This window comes from Methanosarcina baltica, assembly GCF_055394095.1.
This window is the reverse complement of record NZ_AP042463.1, coordinates 913,429-933,504: the sequence shown is the minus strand read 5'-3', so window position 1 is coordinate 933,504 and position 20,076 is coordinate 913,429. Positions and strand designations below refer to the sequence as shown.

General features: G+C 43.2%; 12 protein-coding genes and 2 pseudogenes. 6 read left to right on the top strand and 8 right to left on the bottom strand.

The features are described 5' to 3' along the window. Positions 1–414: 414 nt before the first annotated feature. The gene (locus tag ACZ5QV_RS04020) at positions 415–2,514 is read right to left on the bottom strand and encodes an S-layer protein domain-containing protein (RefSeq protein ID WP_464601328.1); all 2,100 of its coding nucleotides are present in this window, start codon (positions 2,512–2,514) and stop codon (positions 415–417) included. Between the two features lie 670 nt (positions 2,515–3,184). Between ACZ5QV_RS04020 and ACZ5QV_RS04015 the strand changes: the two genes are divergently transcribed. The 3 genes from ACZ5QV_RS04015 (at position 3,185) to ACZ5QV_RS04005 (ending at position 7,850) form a co-directional block, all read left to right on the top strand. Next, positions 3,185–3,757 carry a hypothetical protein gene (locus ACZ5QV_RS04015; protein ID WP_464601327.1) on the top strand — a complete coding sequence of 191 codons (573 nt, stop codon included), beginning with the start codon at positions 3,185–3,187 and terminating at the stop codon, positions 3,755–3,757. Positions 3,758–4,800: 1,043 nt separating this feature from the next. Beyond that, positions 4,801–6,456, top strand: a complete 1,656-nt coding sequence (locus tag ACZ5QV_RS04010; protein ID WP_464602028.1) for a tRNA uridine(34) 5-carboxymethylaminomethyl modification radical SAM/GNAT enzyme Elp3 — start codon at positions 4,801–4,803, stop codon at positions 6,454–6,456. Between the two features lie 998 nt (positions 6,457–7,454). Further along, positions 7,455–7,850 carry a DUF1699 family protein gene (locus tag ACZ5QV_RS04005; RefSeq protein ID WP_464601326.1) on the top strand — a complete coding sequence of 132 codons (396 nt, stop codon included), beginning with the start codon at positions 7,455–7,457 and terminating at the stop codon, positions 7,848–7,850. Between the two features lie 240 nt (positions 7,851–8,090). Here ACZ5QV_RS04005 and iscB read toward each other — a convergent pair whose 3' ends face one another. After that, positions 8,091–9,311: an RNA-guided endonuclease IscB gene (iscB, locus tag ACZ5QV_RS04000; RefSeq protein ID WP_464601325.1), complete on the bottom strand. Its 1,221-nt coding sequence runs from the start codon at positions 9,309–9,311 to the stop codon at positions 8,091–8,093. A gap of 547 nt (positions 9,312–9,858) precedes the next feature. On the opposite strand from iscB, the gene ACZ5QV_RS03995 reads away from it, so the two are divergent. Together ACZ5QV_RS03995 and ACZ5QV_RS03990 are read left to right on the top strand one after the other, a co-directional pair. Continuing rightward, complete coding sequence (locus ACZ5QV_RS03995) at positions 9,859–10,344, top strand: hypothetical protein (protein WP_464601324.1); 486 nt, start codon at positions 9,859–9,861, stop codon at positions 10,342–10,344. A gap of 569 nt (positions 10,345–10,913) precedes the next feature. Further along, the gene (locus tag ACZ5QV_RS03990; protein WP_464601323.1) at positions 10,914–12,308 is read left to right on the top strand and encodes a DHHA1 domain-containing protein; all 1,395 of its coding nucleotides are present in this window, start codon (positions 10,914–10,916) and stop codon (positions 12,306–12,308) included. Positions 12,309–12,337: 29 nt separating this feature from the next. Here ACZ5QV_RS03990 and ACZ5QV_RS03985 read toward each other — a convergent pair whose 3' ends face one another. From ACZ5QV_RS03985 to ACZ5QV_RS03975, 3 genes are all read right to left on the bottom strand, one after another. Then, the gene (locus tag ACZ5QV_RS03985; RefSeq protein WP_464601322.1) at positions 12,338–13,096 is read right to left on the bottom strand and encodes a DUF128 domain-containing protein; all 759 of its coding nucleotides are present in this window, start codon (positions 13,094–13,096) and stop codon (positions 12,338–12,340) included. Positions 13,097–13,324: 228 nt separating this feature from the next. Further along, positions 13,325–14,062: a glucose-6-phosphate isomerase family protein gene (locus tag ACZ5QV_RS03980; protein WP_464601321.1), complete on the bottom strand. Its 738-nt coding sequence runs from the start codon at positions 14,060–14,062 to the stop codon at positions 13,325–13,327. Between the two features lie 209 nt (positions 14,063–14,271). Continuing rightward, entirely contained in the window at positions 14,272–15,030 is a 759-nt protein-coding gene (locus ACZ5QV_RS03975; RefSeq protein ID WP_464601320.1) for a ribonuclease H-like domain-containing protein, read from the bottom strand. 221 nt (positions 15,031–15,251) lie between these two features. Here ACZ5QV_RS03975 and mdh point away from each other — a divergent pair, with 221 nt between their 5' ends. Beyond that, positions 15,252–16,175: a malate dehydrogenase gene (gene mdh / locus ACZ5QV_RS03970; protein WP_464601319.1), complete on the top strand. Its 924-nt coding sequence runs from the start codon at positions 15,252–15,254 to the stop codon at positions 16,173–16,175. 241 nt (positions 16,176–16,416) lie between these two features. Here the strand turns inward: mdh and ACZ5QV_RS03965 are convergent. The 3 genes and pseudogenes from ACZ5QV_RS03965 to ACZ5QV_RS03955 form a co-directional block, all read right to left on the bottom strand. Continuing rightward, positions 16,417–17,697, bottom strand: a pseudogene (locus ACZ5QV_RS03965) (IS1634 family transposase); the annotation flags it as partial. Positions 17,698–17,706: 9 nt separating this feature from the next. Next, entirely contained in the window at positions 17,707–19,269 is a 1,563-nt protein-coding gene (gene tnpC / locus ACZ5QV_RS03960; protein ID WP_464599444.1) for an IS66 family transposase, read from the bottom strand. Between the two features lie 108 nt (positions 19,270–19,377). After that, positions 19,378–19,767 (bottom strand): annotated as a pseudogene (locus tag ACZ5QV_RS03955) (IS1634 family transposase); the annotation flags it as partial. Positions 19,768–20,076: the final 309 nt, after the last annotated feature.

Sequence of the window (20,076 nt, the reverse complement as noted above, 5' to 3'; positions counted from 1 at the left end):
CACGTTTGGATTTCTCCACTCTGCTTTTGAAACAAGTTCCCGTAGCAGGTAACGTAGTTTTTTAAACTATCTCCCCTCGCCAATGTTGAATATGCTTGTCATGTGTAGCACACCGCCCCTACCTCTCAGGACTTTTAATGCTACACGATAGGGAATTGGACTGAGGAAGCATCCAAATGTATCGTGACATATCCAACGTAGTCAATTAAGACTTAGGCTGGTCAATCAAGGCTTGCCGAAACAAGCCTCCCACTTTAGTGAGGGGTTATTGACCTTGTAGATATAGAATCCTGAAAAGCTTAACTATAATTTAAAAGTATCTGTAAAAAACTCACCTGAAACCCAGGCCTGAAATTTTAAAAAAAAGAAAGAAGAAAGGTTTAGAAAAAACCCTTCATCAATTAATCAATTAATTTAGTTTCTCCTAACAAGGTAGACTACTGAAAGGAGTCCAACAAGTCCGAAGACAAAGCCGAATCCTGGAGTCTCTTCTTCAGGAGCAGCTGTGTCGTTTTCAGCAGGAGCTGCGTCGTCGTCAGCAGGAGCTGTTACGTCAACATCAGGAGCTGTTACGTTAACATCAGGAGCTGTTACGTTAACATCAGGAGTTGTGACGTTGCCTACAGGAGGTTCTTCTTTGTCATCTTCATCAGGTGCTTGTAGACCGCCTTCGCCTTCGATTGTTCTCTCGACGAATGGGAAGAATCTAACGAAGCCGTCTGCATCATCGTTGTCAGCACTCTTGAATGCCATACCTTCAGCGATGCGCTCGGTTTCATCCTTGTCAATGGTGATACTGTTCTTGTTAGAAAGCTCAAGTGTCTTACCATTGACCGATACTTCGAGTGCGCCGTATTCATCGTCACTTTCGATGGTAAAGGCGTTCGTGTAGTCGATGAGCCAGATACCTTCGATCTGAGCGATGCTGTCGACTGCACCCTGGAAGACCTGGTTTACATGGACTCTGAGGACAACAACATCATCCTTGTCTTCAATGTCGTCAAGGTCGACCTGCCAGTTGTTCTTTTTAATGTCATCTACGATTTCGATGATTTCATCGTCGACAAATTCCCCGTCCTTGGAGAACTCAAGCCAGACTTTCTTACCATCGACATCAACCTGCTTGGCTTCAAGAGCATAGCCGTCTCCGAGGTCGAGCTGTTCTCCTGTCCTCAGGGTGTACTTATCATCGTTGTCGATGAGCAACTTGGCGAGTTTGTCAGCGTTGTTTTCATCGATTGGGATGTATTCTTCTGCGAAGAATCCGAGGACGGGGTATTCATTTATCACTTCATCATCTTCGTTAGTCCAGCCGCTATTGTTATACTCGAACTGAACGTCACCGATGGTGGTGGTGTAGACAAGCTGGTTATCATCGATTTCAATAGAATTGTTTTTGACAGTAACCAGGGTGGTATTAAGGATTTCCAGACTTTCTGTCTCAGTACCGTCATCAAGGTCATAGAAGAAACCGGCAAACGTTGAGTAGTCCCAGATAAAGCCCTTAGCCTCATCGCCCTCAACAATCTGACCTCTGATTTCATAGGTATCGGGTTCTGTGAATTCTTTCATTACATAGAACCTGAGTGTGTCAGAGTCGGCAATCTTGAATGACATATCTTCCCCGATCTCTTCGGTATCATCTTCAGTTAATGTGATGTCCGAGTTACTCAGAAGTGAGAGGTAATCGGACCCAATGGTGTTAACTTCAAGGTTTCCGAAAGTGTCGTCACTTTCAACGGTAAAAGCGTTTTCGTAGTCGATGAGCCAGAGACCTTCGATCTGGGCAATGCTGTCGACTGCACCCTGGAATACCTGGTTTACATGAACTCTGAGGACAATAATATCATCCTTGTCTTCAATGTCGTCAAGGTCAATTTCCCAGTTGTTATTTTTAACTTCATCTACGATTTCTATGATTTCATCGTCGATGAATTCTCCGTCCTTGGTGAACTCAAGCCAGACTTTCTTACCGTCAACATCAACCTGCTTTGCTTCAAGAGCGTAGCCGTTGCCGAGGTCGAGAACTTCTCCGGTTCTCAGAGTGTACTTCTCATCGTCGTCGATGAGCAGCTTGGCGAGTTTGTCAGGACTGGTTGCTTCAATAGGAATATATTTTTCTGCAAAGAACCCAAGAACTGGGTAATCGGGGACTTCAACTTCATCTTCAGTCCAGCCACCCTTGATATACTCGAAGTCAATCCTTTCGATAGAGGTAGTGTATTCCAGAGCCTCTTCAGGGATCCTTCTGTTGTCGGTAGCTTCGCCATCTATACCATTTCCGAGGATGGAGAGCTTCTCAGTGGAGATGCCTTCATCAAGGTCAAAGAAGAATGCTGCGAAGTTAGTTCCGTTCATCTCAATAGGGAAATCGAAATTAGAGAAATCTTCCCCACCAGTTGGATCTTCGTACACTGGGCCACGGATCTCTACTGTGCTTGCTGCGCTTGCGGATGCAGCGAAGACAGATAAGAGCATGAGGGCAGCCAGTGCAACTGCTGCTAATCTTTTCATATTATAGTTTCCTCCGTATTTATTTAAATACAGTGTATGTAAGAAATAGTTTCGGGATATGAATAAATTAAGGGGTTCATCGTTCTTCATCAAATATGACTGAAAATATTCGTCTATTGTCGAAGAGGATTTCGGTACCCTCCGTATCCCTTCAAATTAGATTACATTAGATTACAAGTGTTCTATAGAATAATTGCCTTATTAAATCTTTTGTGGTCTATATCAGAGAATTTAAGCAATAAAAACGGAAAATAACGATACAAATGACGGTAAATGTCGAAAGAAAAAAGGAGGAGAAGCATCCGAAAAAACGACCGAATAAATACGAAATCTTTAAAAACACAATTAAAAAAGGCCGAAAAGGAAGAGGGGAGAATTGATCAACCCGTGACCTGTTATTGTATCAATATACAGTTTATAATCCAGCCCTCTGTTTTGAAATTTACCCGAGTATAATAGCTCTGTTTCAGGACAAAAAGTATTAAATTCTTAAGCTGGATGAGTAATAACAACTTTTCAGAAAAGCTATATAAAAATAAGAGTTATATAATATTAACATTATATATATAAAAAACATCCAAAACTCGTTCATCCAGACTTATAAATACAAGACCTAATATAGCCCTTAAACAATATATTTAAAGCCTAAAAAACAAAAGGGGAATCATCATTGGAATGCAACACCACAATTGAAGACGTCCTATGCAAGATAAAAGCCATAAAAGGCGTTGAAGATACATATATCCTCGATGAAGAAGATAAGGAAACGATTCTGCAGCTCGAAAAGAAAGCCGAAGGAATGGTCCTTATGGGCCTCGGGCAGGGAGATAACCAGGGCGTAAAGGAAGTATTCAGGCGTCAGGTAATTGTCGCTTTTACGACCACCATGGACTACGTATGGCCTGAGGGCCCGAACGTAATTCTTATGCAGAACGGAGAAAGGGTAGGAGAAGACGTCTACAACGAGGAAAAACTGGAAGAGTGCAGGAATTGCAAGGACATTCTTGTGATGGGAAATATCATTCTGTATAAAAACGCCATACCTAAAGGTATCAAAGGCAAGAATGAACCTTTAACCGTGGTTTTGCCTCCCCAGGAATGCTCTGCCGTTGAAAGGGCCGGGATAGAAAATGTCGTGCTTGGGTCCCCTTCCACTCCCTCGGATGAGTATATCAGGGACAGAATGGGGCTTGTAAACGAGAAAGGCCAGGGAACCTTTTTGATAGGGTTCGACATCTGCTAAACTGGCCTTGAAGTAATCAGATCGAATTTTCAGAAATTTTTCAGAAAACGCTCCTCAGCCTTCCATCGGAAATCCCGACGCATCCGGAATGCGGAAAGCGCATTTTCCAGAAAAATGAGGAGCTTTTGTTTTTTCAATATTTTAATTGGTCAGCCAACGGGAACTTTTTTAATTTTTCAGGAATATTCAATTTTATATTAGGGAATGGTTAAAATATAACTCCTGATTTTATTTCGGGAACTGCTTTATACTTATACAGATTGTGTTTTTGTTGGTAGAGACGTTTGGTGTGTGAATTCAAACCACGGAACACACAGAACACACGGAAAAAGAACGGCCGGAAGACAACAATTACGGTTGTACTGGCATTTTTTATCCTCTTTCAAGAATCCAGGAGTGTTTTTGAATTCGATTATATAAAGGTCCAAGTTACTCACCGGGACTTTTAATACCCGAGTTCCGCATTTTTAGGCGCATTAGTGTCTCCTGATGTTTAATCATGCGCTTAGGATTAAGCACATATAAAATTAGCTCTAATTTCAAAATCGCAATCATCTGACATTATACATTTGTGAAATTTGGCATATGCTCTTAAAATTTGGAAACCAAGGATTTACTGGGAGTTGTGATGAAATCGCAACAGCACGAGGTCTGTTTCGCTCGCATTGCTCGCTCAAGCGGACTAAAAAACGCCCGAGAAACCGTAATTGCCGTCTTCCCCGAGTTTCGCTTCGGGATCACAGGAAATCAAAGATTTCCTGGGAGTTGCACTGCAAGTGCAACAGCACGAGGTCCGTTTCGCTCGCTTCGCTCACTCAAGCAGACTAAAAAACGCCAGAGCAACCTTCAATGGCGTCTCCCTGCATTATTTTTTCCGTGCTTTTCCGTGTCTTCCGTGGTTTCTTCTTTCGAGACTGAAAGTATTTTAGCCCCCTATTATAGATTTTACGGCCTCAGCTCGTCGTAAACGGAAAAAAACGGAGTGAAGTTAGGAGTAAGATATGGAACCGGAAAAAAACACGATGAATCAAGAAAAAAACACGATGGAGCAGGAAAGAAACACGGAAACTTTCAGGAAAGCCTGTCGGGAAATCCTGGACCTGGTACTTGCAGGCAGTATAGAAACCGAAGAGCAGTTGAACCAGGTCAAAAAGAACATTAGCAAACATTATCATCTTCCAAGCCTGCCCAGAAACGGGGACCTCATTGGGCAGGGAACCCCTGAAGAGAAGGCAAAAGTAAAGGGATTTCTGAGGCGAAAACCCATTCGGACGATTTCAGGCGTGGCGGTGGTTGCGGTTATGACCTCGCCTGCGCCCTGTCCTCACGGAGTCTGTCTCCCCTGTCCCGGAGGGCCCAAGTCCGTATTCAAATCCCCTCAGAGCTACATGGGCCGGGAACCTGCGGCCATGCGAGCCATACAGCACAAGTTTGACCCTTACGCCCAGGTCACGTCCCGGCTTACCCAGCTTAAGCAAATAGGGCATGACGTTGAGAAGGTGGAACTGATTGTGATGGGAGGTACCTTTTCGGCCCGGTGTCTTGACTACCAGGAATGGTTTACAAAACGCTGCCTTGAGGCCATGAATGACCTGGAGGGTACGGAATGGCGAGAAAATGTAGAGCTTATTGGAAAAACCCTTCCTTACGTTTCCCTCGAAGCCGTGCAGAAAGCAAACGAGACCGCAGCCATCCGGAACATCGGCATCACCTTCGAGACCCGGCCGGACTGGACTAAAGAAGAGCATGTGGACGAATTCCTCAAGCTTGGCGGGACAAAGGTCGAGATAGGGGCCCAGAGCGTTTACGATTTTGTCCTCTCCCGTATGCAGCGGGGACACGGGGTAAAAGAAATCGTCCGGTCAAACCAGGTCCTCAGAGACAGCGGCTTTAAGGTCGGTTTTCACATGATGCCCCGCCTGCCAGGCATGGACTCTGAGCGGGACCTCAAGCAATTCAGGATACTCTTTGAAGACCCCCGCTTCAGGCCGGACTACCTGAAAATTTACCCCACCCTTGTCACGGAAGGCACTCCTCTGCACAGGCTCTGGGAAGAGGGGAAATACGAAGCTCTCGCAGACGAAGAAGCCGTGGAGCTGATCGCCGACATAAAGACCGTCCTCCCGAAATGGGTCCGGCTCCAGCGCGTCCAGCGTGACATCCCGGCTCAGCAGATCCTGGCCGGAGTCAGGAAGAGTAACCTCCGGCAGCTTGCGGATGAAAGGCTCCGGGAAAGAGGCGGAAAATGCCGCTGTATCCGCTGCCGGGAAGTCGGGCACAACCTCCTGAGAGGTAAAAAGATAGACGAAAAGGAAATTGAGCTTACGGTTGAAAGCTACGAGGTTTGTGGGGGTAGGGAATATTTCATTGCCGTCGAAGAGCAGGCCGCCGATGTTTTGATCGGATTTGCACGCCTGCGTTTCCCGGCGGCCCCACACAGGCCGGAACTGGAAGGCTCAGCCCTTATCCGGGAACTGCACGTATTCGGCTCCATGGTGCCCCCGGGAAAAGATGCAAAAGAGATGGACTGGCAGCACCGGGGATACGGAAAAGAGCTCCTGGAGAGGGCCGAAAATATTGCGATGGATGCAGGCTACGGAAAACTTTCCATAATCAGCGGTATAGGAGCCAGAGAATACTACAGGAAACTCGGATATTTCCTTGAAGGCCCCTACATGTCAAAAAAGTTGGAAATTTGAGAATGCGGTCTTGGATCTCAGATGAACCGGAATTCCAGACCACCTACATCCAACAAAAACTCTTATAGTTGACCCATGTGACCTGATAAGTAAATGAGCCCCCAAAGCAGGCACCTATAGAAATATATATAAATATTGGTAAAAATATGGGACAAGTGTGAGGCCTTGAATGTGTGGAATATATTGAAGGTATACGAAACATGTCATTAATATATCGGTTATCTTATGGATATACTGCATATATTATTAAGAGAAGTCAATGTAAAACTATAAATAGCAGCTTTTAAATAAAGCGAGTGAACATATTAATAATATTGGCAGCCCCCAAAAAATTTCTGTCCCAGTATGCTAACTTATCAATGGCATTGGCTGCTAAAAACAGATCTGTTAATAATCAGGACAGTCCTACAAGAAGGGATGTCTCCTCAAGCAAAACATATAAATATATTGTCAAAGTTGTTGCTGCTAAATAATGACTTTATAAATAATATCTTTGCTAGAATATGACAGAAAAATGTTAAATAGTATGATATGTTAGAGTATACCTGCTTTCACGAATTATTAAAAATAATCAGAATGTAATCTCTTTACTGTCATACTGTTTATGTAAGGAACAAAACCGGAATCCAGCATGAGTCAATTAACCCTGAGCTAAAAATGCACGGGTTTTCTGCTGCATTCTTATAACTGTTTGATAAAAAACAGCTTGAGTTCCATATATAAGCGGCTGACTCAAAACCCTCAAAATTAAAAAACGCAAGCTCTAAATACCACACTTAATATGGAAAATAGAGCTTGAAAACCCAAAAACCCAAAACCCAAAAACCCAAAAACCCAAAACCCAAAAACCCAAAAAACATAATTTAAAACCCTGGTTCCCAAATTTTAAGCACATAATTCAACATCTAGAGACATTTATGTCTCTAAAAATGCGGAACACGGGTTAAAAACAAAATATAGGGAAAACGATCAAACCCTGAAAAAGAATGGTGATATAAATGAAGATTAGAGTTGTAAGTTCAAAAGATGAAATTGACACATTGAAAAACGACGAAGAAATTGTCCACCTCGCATTCAGGCCATCCAACAAGGACATATTTAAGCTTATCATGAAGTGCCCCGGGATCAAAGCCATCCACATCCCAAGCTCTTACAAGAGGACAATTTCCAGCTCAGCCCAGATGTACCTTTCCATGCAGAGTATCGCACTGCTCGAAGGGGACGTATGGGGCCACAGGAAAGACATCAACGAATACTCCGAAGTCTCTCAGAACGTCTTTGACCGCATAAAGGAACTCAAGGTCGAGGGACTTTCCGACGAGGACACTATCGATAGACTCGTGAGGGAGACCAGGCTCAGCCCGGACTTCGTAAGCTTCATTATGGCAAACTGAGTTCAAAACTCATAATAGAGCCGGTCAGAGACCCTATGTCTGACTGGCTCATCTTTTCTTCCGATAACCGGGATGTGGAATGAGCGGGGAAAAAAATCCCTGCCAAACACCGGTTTCTTATTTTAGTTCAGGTTTTTTTGATTTTCAGCCCCTTATTTTAAATTTTCATCTCATGTCGCAGGAGACCCCTTCCTCGACAGCCGTAGGCTGGCAGGTGGGGGAGGAATGCGACAATTTGGTTTAAATCCGTTCGAATTGGATAAGTGTGGTTGATCTTGCAGTTAGTCGGGTACATTCATTTTTAACATTTACACTGTTATGTATAATGTTATTGTGAATATCCGCGATTGAAAAATACCCAGAAGATCGTTTACCTTTTACGAATCCTTCTCCTTTTTTAGTTCGTATCTTGTCGAATTTTCTAATTCCGAATATTTTACCAGTTGGTATTGATTTTTCGGATCGTTTACCTTTGGTTTGCTGGTAATCTCCTGCACTAACATGTCTTTTGAAATATACTGTATCATCCAGTTGAACATGTTGATTGTCGGTGCAGCATATCGCAACTGCATCATTATAGTGAGTTTTCGGCAGTTTTAGTATTTGTTCTCGTTTGAATTTCGACTCGTAACCAAATTTTTCGTCGAATTCCCATGATGATTTTTTAAGTTGAGATTTAATAATCCCAATTTCAGTTGCATGTTTTGTTTTGGAGGGAGATCCTGTAATTTCAAATTTGCCTGCATGTAATTCGTCATGACAGGTACGACACAATACGATCAGATTATCGGGAGTATCTGTACCACGATTTGATCTGAATATAATATGGTGACAATCCAGTTTACGGTCTTTTGATTTGCCTTTACAATGCTGACATGTATATCCGTCTCGACTCAGGACGTATGCTTTTGCATTATACAGGTTTTTCATTGGACCATTTTGATATTCAGCTCCAGATATATTAGGATTGGTTATTTTGTGAATATCAAATGATGCAAGTTCGACTACCCATTTTGTTATCGGTAAAATGGACTCAACGACGTGTTCTTCTCTTCGATGAGATTCGATCTTGCTGCGGATTGACGGAGCTATTCTACCAGATTTTTTAGAGTTATGACGATTGTTGAATCTTGCTGGTCGATATCTGGTTTTTCGGCCTCTTCTTGTACGTCTATAACTGGATCGAGTTTTCATCTTTTTAGAGATGTCATCTCTGATCTCAATTTCAGACTGATATACTACCTGATTGTTGGAAACTGCAGCACAACCAATATGTTTTGAGCCCGTGTCCATTCCTGCAATAATTGGCTGGGTATATTCCTCACTATCATAAAGTAATTTGATTGTGAACGGAGTGGTTTTCATCACTTTTGCCCTGTTAGTTTTTAACAAAATTCTGGCTTTCGCAGGATTCGTTGGCATGAGCGGCTTTCCGTTCTTGTTCAGTACATATACAAACATTTGTAATTACTCCCAATTAAATAGGGTTATGCGTATCTGAACTTGTGGAGTCAAGTTCGGAATTCGTCTTCCTCTCGATCTGATATGGAAAGGTTTTGTATGATGCAAGCACTGTTCCTACCTCTCAGAACTGTTTAACTTACACCCTTAGAGCCTGGAACTGAGACGGTATTCCAGGGTAACTATAATATTCTTTCCTATCGGCTACTAACCATGTTAAGCTCCTGGTTAGTGATCTGGTCAATAAGGGCTCGCTTTTACAAGCAAGCCCCTTCCTCGACTCCGTGAGGAGGCAGGGAGGGGTTATTGACTACAAATTTTCAAGATGCTCCCGGGGCGGATAGTCCGGATATTTTTTGAAAACAGCTTGGGTTGTTTCGGTACTCTATGGGCCCGCAACGAAATAACCCATGCAACTTATCATTCATTGCAACTTCGATTGGCTACGTTGATCTTGAATTTCAAAATATGTAAATTTGAAATTATACATAGGTTATTCAGTGACGAGTTCATAAATAGAACAGTACAAAAACAAACAGGGAATTTTATGACAGAATTCGAACGCATACTGGTACGTTCATTTAATACTTACATGAAAGAACATGAGATAAAGGCCATCTCTTACCGGTTAAAACAGCACAGGTTCACTTCCCAGTTTCTGGACGTGCTTGTAGATTCCCTTAACCCAGACTTTTACCTGGGAATCGAATGCAAGAGCATCTCAGTAGAAAAGGGAGCAAATGCCCTGTATTTTACCCAGCACTTTACGGTGGACAAAAACGGAGTCCACCAGATAGAAAGGATCTCGGATTTTCTGAAAAAGTCCGGGAGAAAGGGCTTTCTGGCCGTGGAACTCAGGATGGGAATGGGGCACGGCAGAGAAGCTTACATAATCCCGTGGAAAGAACTGGAAAAGCGATACCGCAACAAAGCCCTCAAGTACACGGTCCGGGAAATCCGGGAATTTCCGGAAATAAAAAGAGAGGGGAAATCTTACTTAATCGAACCCAGGGACTGGGGTAGTGGGGAGTAAACTATTCCTCCTCCCTTCCCACCTGCGGAGTAAAAAATAGCCTAAGGAATGGGTCAAATATAAAATCAAGTATTTTTGTTTACCATTTATTAACCACGGAAACCGGCCTGCGGCCGGTGAGTAAGTTGGATCTTTATGCAATAGAATTCAAAAAATACCCTGGATTCCCCGAGTTCCGCTTCGGCACCCGAGTTCCGCTTCGGCACCCGAGTTCCGCTTCGGGATCACAGGAAACCAAAGATTTCCTGGGAGTTGCACTGCAAGTGCAACAGCACGGTGTCCGTTTCGCTCGCTTTGCGAGCTCAAGCGGACTAAAAAACGCTAGGACAACCTTAAATATCGTCTTCCTGCCGTCTTTTTCCGTGTATTCCGTGTGTTCCGTGGTTTGAATGCACACACACCAAACATCCCCTCACACAAAAACACAACATGTATGAGTATGAAGCAACTCCCAAAATAAAACCTGAAGTTATATTTTCACCATTCCTAAAAAAAAGAACTCGAAAAAAGGAACTCGAATAAGGGAACCACGAAATCTACGGTAACTAAATCTGCGGAAGATGATAAAAATGTCAGAACAGATGGAAAATTTCAGGAAAAGGGCCGGCAAATGTGCCGAAGTGATCAAATCCCAAAAATCAGTCCATGTGGTTTCTCATATTGACGCCGACGGGCTGACTGCTGCTGGGATCATCTGCACGGCCCTGAAACGCACGGGGATAGAATACAGCACCCGTTTTGTAAAACAGCTTGACGAAAAGGCCCTTGATACGATAGCCGATGAAAACCACGAACTTGTGATCTTCACGGACCTGGGAAGCGGCATGTGCGAGCCCATGAAGGCCCGGGGCATCCGGGCCATTGTCTCAGATCACCATCGTCCTCAGGGAGAACTCGAATTCCCGGAATTGCACTTAAACCCCCATCTCTTCGGAGCAAACGGGTCCTACGAACTGAGCGGTTCCGGCACAACTTACATCCTGGCTTCAGCTCTCGGGAAAAACCAGGACCTTGCCGACCTTGCAATCGTTGGGGCGGTAGGAGATATGCAGCACCTGAAAATGGGGCAGCTTACGAGTATAAACCGGGAAATTTTAGAGGAGGGAGTCAAAGCAGGGGTCCTCCGGCATAAAAAAGACCTGACCCTTTTCGGGAAACAGACCCGGCCCATCTTCAAGCTCCTGCAGTACTCATCCGACCCATATCTCCCGGGCCTGACGGGCGACGAAGACGCCTGTATGGATTTTTTGCAGGGGCAGGGCCTCCGCTTCAGCAAAGAAGAAAGGTGGAGACGCTGGATCGAAATGGAGCCTTCTGAAAAACAGAAACTCGTCTCGGGCCTTGTTCAGTACTGCCTGCACATGGGGCTTCCCACCTACAAAATTGAGCGCCTTGTAGGAGAAGTCTACGAACTCCTCAAGGAACGCGAGGGCACAGAAATGCGGGACGCTTCCGAGTACGCAACTCTCCTCAACGCAACTGCCCGTTACGACCACGCTGAGATAGGGCTTGCCGTTTGCATGGGTAACCGGGAAGAAGCTTATGAGGACGCCCGCAAGCTGCTTGCGGAACACCGGCAGAATCTGGTAAACGGGCTTGTGTACGTCAAGAAAAAAGGTGTGACAGAGCTTAAAAATATCCAGTACTTCGATGCGGGCTCGGAGATCAAGGAAACCATCGTGGGCATCATTGCAGGTATGAGCTCAACAATCGTGCCTAACCGGAACCTGCCCATCATCGCCTTTGCAAACACCGAAGGCGGAATCAAAGTCTCGGGTAGGGCCACCCAGGATCTTCTCCGGAGAGGAGTGAACCTCTCGGAAGCCATGGAAAAGGTTTCGGCAGAGGTGGGAGGAGCCGGAGGAGGCCATGATATTGCCGCAGGGGCCACGATTCCAGAAGGAACGAGAGACGAATTTACGCAGAAACTGGACTCCTTTATAGGGGGACAATTAAAAAAATAAATAGAATAAGATTCAGAAAGGTCCGGGCTTCAGACCAGATCTTCAATACGGGTCATTTCTTTAAAGGAGATAAGCTGGGACATTGCACTCGTATCGATATGAATCCCGTACTCCTGGACAACAGCCATGGGGTTTGTTCCGCCAATGACCACAATTCCCAGGTGGTCCCTTTCCACGGGCACATCCAGGACCCTGGTGTTTGGTTCACCCACCTCCAGGATGCCGCTGAAACCCGCCTCCATCATATCGGCGAGACGGCTTTCTATATCGTCCCTTGCGATCATGGGGGCTTCCCTGAGGTTGGCCAGGATCTTGCCGGACCCGCTCCTGAGCATGTCCGAAACTGAAGTAATGCCCTGAGACATCAGGACTTCAAGAGGATCTACAGTTGTGCTCTCATAGGTCAGAACGTCCGTGAAACGGACAGGAGTACCGTTCTTTATCTGGACAACCCCCCCGAGTTTCGGGTTTATGGGAATACCGGCCTTTAGCAGGACCCCGTCAATAGTTACACTGCATACGGATCCTATCCCCACTTTTCCTTTTTCGACTTTGAGATCCCCTATGGACTCCCCTTCGGAGATGATTTTTAAATAGGGACTGACGGAAAGCCCGCTTGAAATAACCATCTTGAAGATTCCAAGTACATCGTCCAGGTCCTCCCTGTCAATCATAGAAACGTTGAGTATGACATCTCCTTCCATGGTCTTTGGATCAAAGGTGGTCCGAAACATGAGGTCCCTGATCCTCGATGATGTGAATTGAATGCGGTAGCCATTTTTTTCCATCTTAATTCCTCTTGAATGTTTCAAGGCATTCATACTTATTATAATTAATGTGTTAGTTTACCCATCCCACATTTTTACAGAGGACAGCTCACAGATCAGCAGGCAAAAGCCAGGCATCATGAACGGAAGCCGCAGGGTATCCGGGAAAGAAATACATCAGGCAAAGGGCAGTAGCAAAACGTGGCCAGAGTGTGTAGGGTAGGAGTTGTTTCTCTCCCTGTAATTCCATCAGTCCAGCGCGCCTTCAAAGAAGGAGGTAAAATCCTGGGGAGCTGTAATAAACCCAAGTTTATCCTCCTCATGCACGAGGTCATACATATCTTTTCCCGAAACCAGCCCGGCCTCCGGAAAGTCTTTGGGCTTCAGGTAGCGTACAGGGGGTGTATCCTTATATCCCGGATTTTTAACAACGCCTGCAGCAAGCAGATAATAGGCGGCCCCCCCGAGTTTTCCTATGGGTTCATAGATAGAAGAAAAATCGCGACATACCCAGTTTGCCATCGTAAGCTCCTCGTTTGAGACGTTTACGGTAACGTGCCCGTAGCCCGGGGGGATCAGCACGCAGTCCCCGGCCGTTGCCTCAAGCACTGCGAAATCTTCGATTATATCGTCCCGACCCTCCACCCGCTTCTGAATGAGATAGGTCGCCGAACCTTCCAGGACCTGATAGAGTTCAGGGTAGGAAACCCCTGTCCCTGAGACCTTGGGATGGTAATGCCCCAGAGTCTTGACATACTCCGACCCAAGCATCCCGGCCGGGATCCGGGTAATGTCGTACCTCAGGTGCCGGGACTTTATCAATTCAAGGTCCGAATCGTTTTTAGCAAGGTCCCGGAACATATAATAGAGCTCCCGGTCTCCGGCCTCCTCAAACCAGTCACTGTCAAAAACAACGTCCTTCATGGCAGAGAGTTTTCTCACGTCTGCCATCGAAACATTATCCCCGAACTTCAAAGTTGTTGTCATTTAATTACCCCTCTTTTATCAACTTTTTACAGCAGATCAAAATTAATCGATTATAAACTGTGAAATGAAGTTAAAAATACGATCAAGTGAAAAACCTGATGAAATGAAAACTTCCGAAAAAGGGAGCAATCCTCTATGAAAGAATTACCCTTTCCCGGAAACGGGACCTTAAAGCAGGCCCTTCTGCCCCTAAAGCTCAGTATCCAAACTCAGTGCTTGCAGGTTTCGAGGGCCTTTTCAACCATTTCCGGATAGGTCATTTCTATAATCGGTTTAAGGTTTACGATATCTTCCCTGTTGTACTCAAGGAGCAGTTCAAGGGCTTTCCGGTCTCCCCTTTCATATTTTTTCCAGAGGCGGACCGCATCAAACCCGCTCATCCCCTCCGTGTCATCACTTCTGGAGATGCCCAGGAGTTTTTCTATATGTTTCAGGCCTCCGCTGTACCCGATGCGTTTCAGGGGGTACATAAGGTCAATGTGAAGCTGGTCAAACTCGATTTCCGGGTACTCGGACTTTATGAAAGGAAGGTCGAAACGGGCCCCGTTAAAGGAGACCAGCATCTGGTATTTTGCAAACTCATCGACGATCTCATCCAGGTCAATTCCCTTTACAAAGGTCTTTGCTTCCTTCCCGTCGTAAATCCCTACAACAGTGATGTAGTCCCTGCTCGGAGAAAGCCCTGTGGTCTCGATATCCACAAAAGCTACGGAATCCGAAAACCTGGGGTAAGCCCTCCAGTGCTCGGAGGAGGGAAGAGAACTGGAAAAATAACAGTAGTCTCTGGCCTCCAGCCTTTCGGAAGATGCTTTTATTTCTTCCAGGATTCGGGCCTTTTTTGCAGAGGATATGGGGAGTTCTTCCTGTTTTTCAAGGAACTCTTTCCAGTTTCGGACTCCGGAAGCCCAGATTTTTTGTTCGAGCGTTTTTCCTACGCCCTGGATATGAATATAGGTATTTGTCAACATGTTCTAATTCAACAATGAAAGTAATGTTTAATAAAAATGATGTTTCGGGAGTCAACGGGCTCTCTGTGAACCTGGTAAATATTAATAATAACAAAATGATAAATATTAAAATAATAATGTAGGGTCAATAAAATCTGTATAAACAATTAAGCCAAACAAATTAATCTTCATAATAATGACAGAGTTTACAAAAAAAACTCTAAGCTGCAGGTGTAAAATTAATGGCAAAGATTTCTGTTATTGGTGCGGGGAATGTTGGAGCAACTGCTGTTCAGCGGCTTGCTGAAATGGAAATTGGCGAAATCGTCATGACTGATGTTGTGGAGGGGCTGCCCCAGGGAAAGGCTCTTGACCTTATGCAGGCCGGGGCGGTAATGGGATATGATACTGATATTACGGGCAGTAACGATTATGCGGACATTGCCGGCTCGGACCTGGTAGTGATAACCGCAGGGATTGCCCGGAAACCGGGGATGAGCCGGGAGGACCTGATAACTACGAATGCGGGGATTATAAAGGACGTTGCTGAAAACATCGCAAAATACGCCCCGGAATCCATCATAATCAATGTAACGAACCCCCTTGACATTATGACCTATGTGGCCCTGAAGGCAAGCGGATTTGAATCCGAGAAAGTCTTCGGGATGAGCGGGGTTCTGGACTCGGCCCGGTTTGCAAGTTTCATTGCCAAAGAACTCAACTGTTCTAGGCGGGATGTGGAAGCCATGGTCATAGGGGGCCACGGCGACCTGATGGTGCCCCTTCCCCGGTACACAACGGTTTCCGGAATTCCCCTACCGGAACTGCTCTCAGAAGAAGCTATTTCCAGGCTGGTCCAGCGGACCGTGAACGGGGGAGCTGAAATTGTCGAGCTTCTTAAGAGAGGAAGCGCTTTTTATGCCCCCTCGGCCTCGATTGTAAAAATGGTGGAAGCTGTCCTTAAAGACTCGAAGAGAATAGTCCCGACCTCCGCTTATCTGCAGGGAGAGTACGGGCAGGAAGGCATATACTTCGGGGTGCCCGCAAAAATAGGGGCTGGAGGGGTGGAAGAGGTCCTGGAACTCGAACTTAGCGAAAGCCAGCTTGAAACCCTCCAAAAATCTTCTGATTCTATTCGGCAGGGAATTTTGGGACTGGAGCTTTAATTGATTCTCCCCGAACCATTTTTCTTTTCTTCTTTTCCTCTTTATTTCCTTTTTTTTTCGTCTGAAAATTACAGATAACTTCCATTGATATAATTGCATCATTTTTGAAACAGTCCAGTCCCACAGGCTTCTGAAGCATATTTTAGCTTTTTACTTTACTTTCAAAGATGCATGTTTTTCCGTTATCAAGCGGCTTTGTTTGTGTGGGCCTAAGGAATGAATAATCCTACTGATGACGTTTTTATTGGGGTGGCAGGTAATTACCCAAGTTCAAGAAAGAAAATAATGATGCTTGCTTTGTACTCATCTCTTCCAGAATAATATTACACTTATTTGATTCTTTATCCTGGATAACTGCCAGCCTAATTTCGGACAAATTTTCAATTAGTCTTCTCATAGAAAGACCATATCTCTTTGTCTCCCAGGCTAAATATCTGTAGAAAAGTAAGCCAATTATAGACAGAAATACGTGAACTTTGATATTTTCATCTTTGTGGTGGTACACCGGTCCCACAGGGACAAGCAGGTGATCATTCAATAGCTTAAAATCATCCTCTATAGCGCCTTTATTGTTGTATGTTTGCACAATTTTTTTAGTGTGCCAACGGTGCTTATCTGTAAATAGTATATTTTTTCCTAATGAATTTTCGCGCTTATTTTTATTCTCTTCGTCAATCCAGAACTTTAACTGAGGTTTTTTCTTACCTTCAGGAGCATCAGTAATTTCATATTTCACCATACTTCTGTATTTTTTGATAATAATGTCTGCAACCTCTTTTTCTACACTGCTCCTGTTTCTTGCTTTTCCTCTGTTGCTTTCCAGTCTCCTCTGTAGGTCTTCCAGATTCTCAGTTATTTTTGACATATTTGACTCACAAGTTCTTTTTTGAAGTTTGTGAGTTCCTTCATTGAAAGTAATTACTGTTGTAAATTCTGTCCCGTAAAACTGATGCTTTGTCCGATAGCCATAAATTTTGTGGCCTTCTGAGCTTTCATATAAAAATTGATATTTAGATAATGGCACTTCAAGAAGATCATCTGCCTGATTTGCTTTTACAGCCCCTACAAAATTCATCTTTGAAGTTGCTTTTTCAATGTTGTCCTTTGAATTGTTTCCCTTATCAAAAACAAGAACAAGGTCTTCCGAACAAATATTCAATTCGGTTAGACGGTTTACTATTTTGTCAACCAGACCTGAAAATTCCTCTGAATCATGCACATTTCCTGGATATGTCTCGTGAATAAAAGGTAAGTTGTAATCATTAGCAGCCAGCGCTACAGATACCTGATTTTTGTCTTTACGATGCTTTTTGTTATACCCTTTATGAAGCAATTCACTTTTTTCATCATAATTGGTAGCATAAGTGAACCAGTTTGATTCATCCACAAACAGTACTGAAGGGGTTAGTCCTTTTTCGATGAGAACTCGGCACAAATCGTCTTCAATATTTTTCATTGTGTCGGAATCAATGTAATTCATATGATTCAAAAAATTCTGACAATTTAATTTATGAGGGAATTTCGTATCTATTCAGGGTAAGGGTGGCACATTTTCAATCGCCGCATGAAGTGAACTTATAGTAGGTATATTATTCTTTATTAGTGTAGATATGTATCCCCTAATTCTAAAGAAAACATCTGCTCCATGGGGTTTCCTAAAATCTCCCGATATTTTTTGCTGAACTGTTATCATTCTGAGATCTCTTTCTGCTTGGTTGTTACTGAAAGGAACTCTTAGATCCGTAGCAAACCTCAAGATTTCTTTTTCATACTTTGAAAGTCTATCAAGGAGATTTTTTGCATCGCTCTGCGCTTTTCTTCCTCTTTTAACCCCATTGTCTTTCGAGATTTCAGGTGGAGGATTGTCCTCAAATCCTTTCATTAGTATTGACTGATACTTTTCTTTAAAGGTCTTGAGCGTATCTTCATCTATTTGTATGCCCTGTTTTCTGGCAAAGTCTGCGCATTTTTTAATTTCATATAGGAGATCAGACATCTCCTCAGCCCACACTTGCTTGAATATGTTATAAATGTCTTTAAGTTCTCTTTGAATGTGGACATTACATGCCGCATGTTCACATTTGTATTTAAAATAGGGTTTCCAGAAATCGTGGACTATAATTCCTCTATATTTAGGCAACACTCCCATTTTATTCATTGCTTTTGATCCTCGACTCCTATTATGGAAATAGTATGTATATTTTTTTGTAGAGATTAAATGGCAGTATTCCCCTTGACCACCAACGTCGATTCCAGTTTCATCACCATGGATGACATTTTCTTTTATCAGTTGCTTCTTGATGTGGTTTGTAGCACCTTTCAACTTGTGAAATAACTTATTTTCTGCCCTAATTATTGTACCAACGCTTATATCAAATCCAAAGGCATCTTTAAATAATTTCTTGATTCGGTCATAGGGAATCAATTGGTAGTTTCGGAGGTAAATTGCAATTGTTAAAACCATATTGCCATATTGGACAGGTTTTGTAATTGATTTCGGAAAAGCAGCTTTGTTTTTGCGGTTACAATAAGGACATTTTTTGATCTCAGCACGATGTTCGGTCACTTTACGCCTTACAATTATTTCAAATTCTTGTCTCTTCTCGTAATTTATAACTTCAATCTTCTCAATGTTACAACCACAATGTTCACATTTATGTAGCTTATAAATGATTGTTTTATCAGGATTTTTAATCATCCTTAATGTAGAACCAGGATGCCCTTTTTGGCCGCCAGGACGTCTAAAACTTCCTTTTTGTGAACCTTTTGATTGAGGTATTTTATCAGTAGAATTGTTAGTAGAGGGAAGTCGATTTCTTTTTTGGTTTTGGTTATTCTTTTTTAGGCGAGATTCTAACTCATTAAGTCTTTCTCGAAGTTCGGTGTTTTCGGATTCAAGATTTTCATATCGAGATTCAAGCTCTTCGTGTCGAGATCCAAGATCTTCATACCGAGATTCAAGCTCTTCGTGTCGAGATCCAAGATCTTCATACCGAGATCCAAGATCTTCATACCGAGACTCAAGATCCTCAATATATGAAACAATGGATTCAGGGTCTGAACGGCATTGAGTAAGAATCTCTTCACATTTCATAAACCTCATTCCAAAATCCGATGATTTTTATATTAATCTATATGAAAAAAGTAATTGTTGAGTTTATACGAAATATAAGTTAGAAACAGAGGTAGCTGAATAGATACGGAATTTCCACTTAAAAGATAAGGCCGATTTTTTGAACCATTCCCCAATACCGTTTTCACTTAAAACTCCATGAGATTTCCCCACTATATCAAGTAAAAGATACTCTCCGACACTTAAACCATCGATTGATTTTTTCATAGTGTGCTTGTTCACTATGTCAACGAATCCAAGCTCTTCATTCACATGAAGAAGTGCGGCAAGTTTGCCGTACTCAAAAGATTTCAGTTTCATGTAGGGCAATGATTCACTCTGTTTTTTCATTTCAAATATTTTTTCGGCATTGCCTAAATATATCTGAAATATAGTTTTCACTTTTCCATCAATTCTGCCAGTTTTAATAATATACCAGTATTTTTTACCGTTGATTATTTTCTGTTTTAAAAAAACCATGATATAAATTTAGGTTCTACGTATATAAAGATATTTCTTCAAAAAACAGATACAATAGGCTTTTTAAATGTAATTTAGAACTTAGGCCTTACAAATATTTTTTTTAACGGATCTTCCTTGCCACTGATTTTTGTGGCAAATCAAGGCAAAAATAGCTCTTCTTTGAAAGCTGAGTTTTACCCTAACTCTTCCCCCAATTCTTACCCAAATTCTTATCCCAACTCTCACTTTTTACTCAAACTTTCTCCCGCCAGCCTGCCGTTTAACTTCATAAAGAAAATCAATAAAAAATTGCTACCTGAGATCAAC

Coding starts and splice junctions, on each gene's coding strand:
- ACZ5QV_RS04020 (WP_464601328.1), bottom strand. CDS start 2,514: ATGAAAAGATTAGCAGCAGTTGCACTGGCTGCCCTCATGCTCTTATCT.
- ACZ5QV_RS04010 (WP_464602028.1), top strand. CDS start 4,801: ATGGAGCAGGAAAGAAACACGGAAACTTTCAGGAAAGCCTGTCGGGAA.
- ACZ5QV_RS04005 (WP_464601326.1), top strand. CDS start 7,455: ATGAAGATTAGAGTTGTAAGTTCAAAAGATGAAATTGACACATTGAAA.
- iscB (WP_464601325.1), bottom strand. CDS start 9,311: ATGTTTGTATATGTACTGAACAAGAACGGAAAGCCGCTCATGCCAACG.
- ACZ5QV_RS03995 (WP_464601324.1), top strand. CDS start 9,859: ATGACAGAATTCGAACGCATACTGGTACGTTCATTTAATACTTACATG.
- ACZ5QV_RS03990 (WP_464601323.1), top strand. CDS start 10,914: ATGTCAGAACAGATGGAAAATTTCAGGAAAAGGGCCGGCAAATGTGCC.
- ACZ5QV_RS03985 (WP_464601322.1), bottom strand. CDS start 13,096: ATGGAAAAAAATGGCTACCGCATTCAATTCACATCATCGAGGATCAGG.
- ACZ5QV_RS03980 (WP_464601321.1), bottom strand. CDS start 14,062: ATGACAACAACTTTGAAGTTCGGGGATAATGTTTCGATGGCAGACGTG.
- ACZ5QV_RS03975 (WP_464601320.1), bottom strand. CDS start 15,030: ATGTTGACAAATACCTATATTCATATCCAGGGCGTAGGAAAAACGCTC.
- mdh (WP_464601319.1), top strand. CDS start 15,252: ATGGCAAAGATTTCTGTTATTGGTGCGGGGAATGTTGGAGCAACTGCT.
- tnpC (WP_464599444.1), bottom strand. CDS start 19,269: ATGAAATGTGAAGAGATTCTTACTCAATGCCGTTCAGACCCTGAATCC.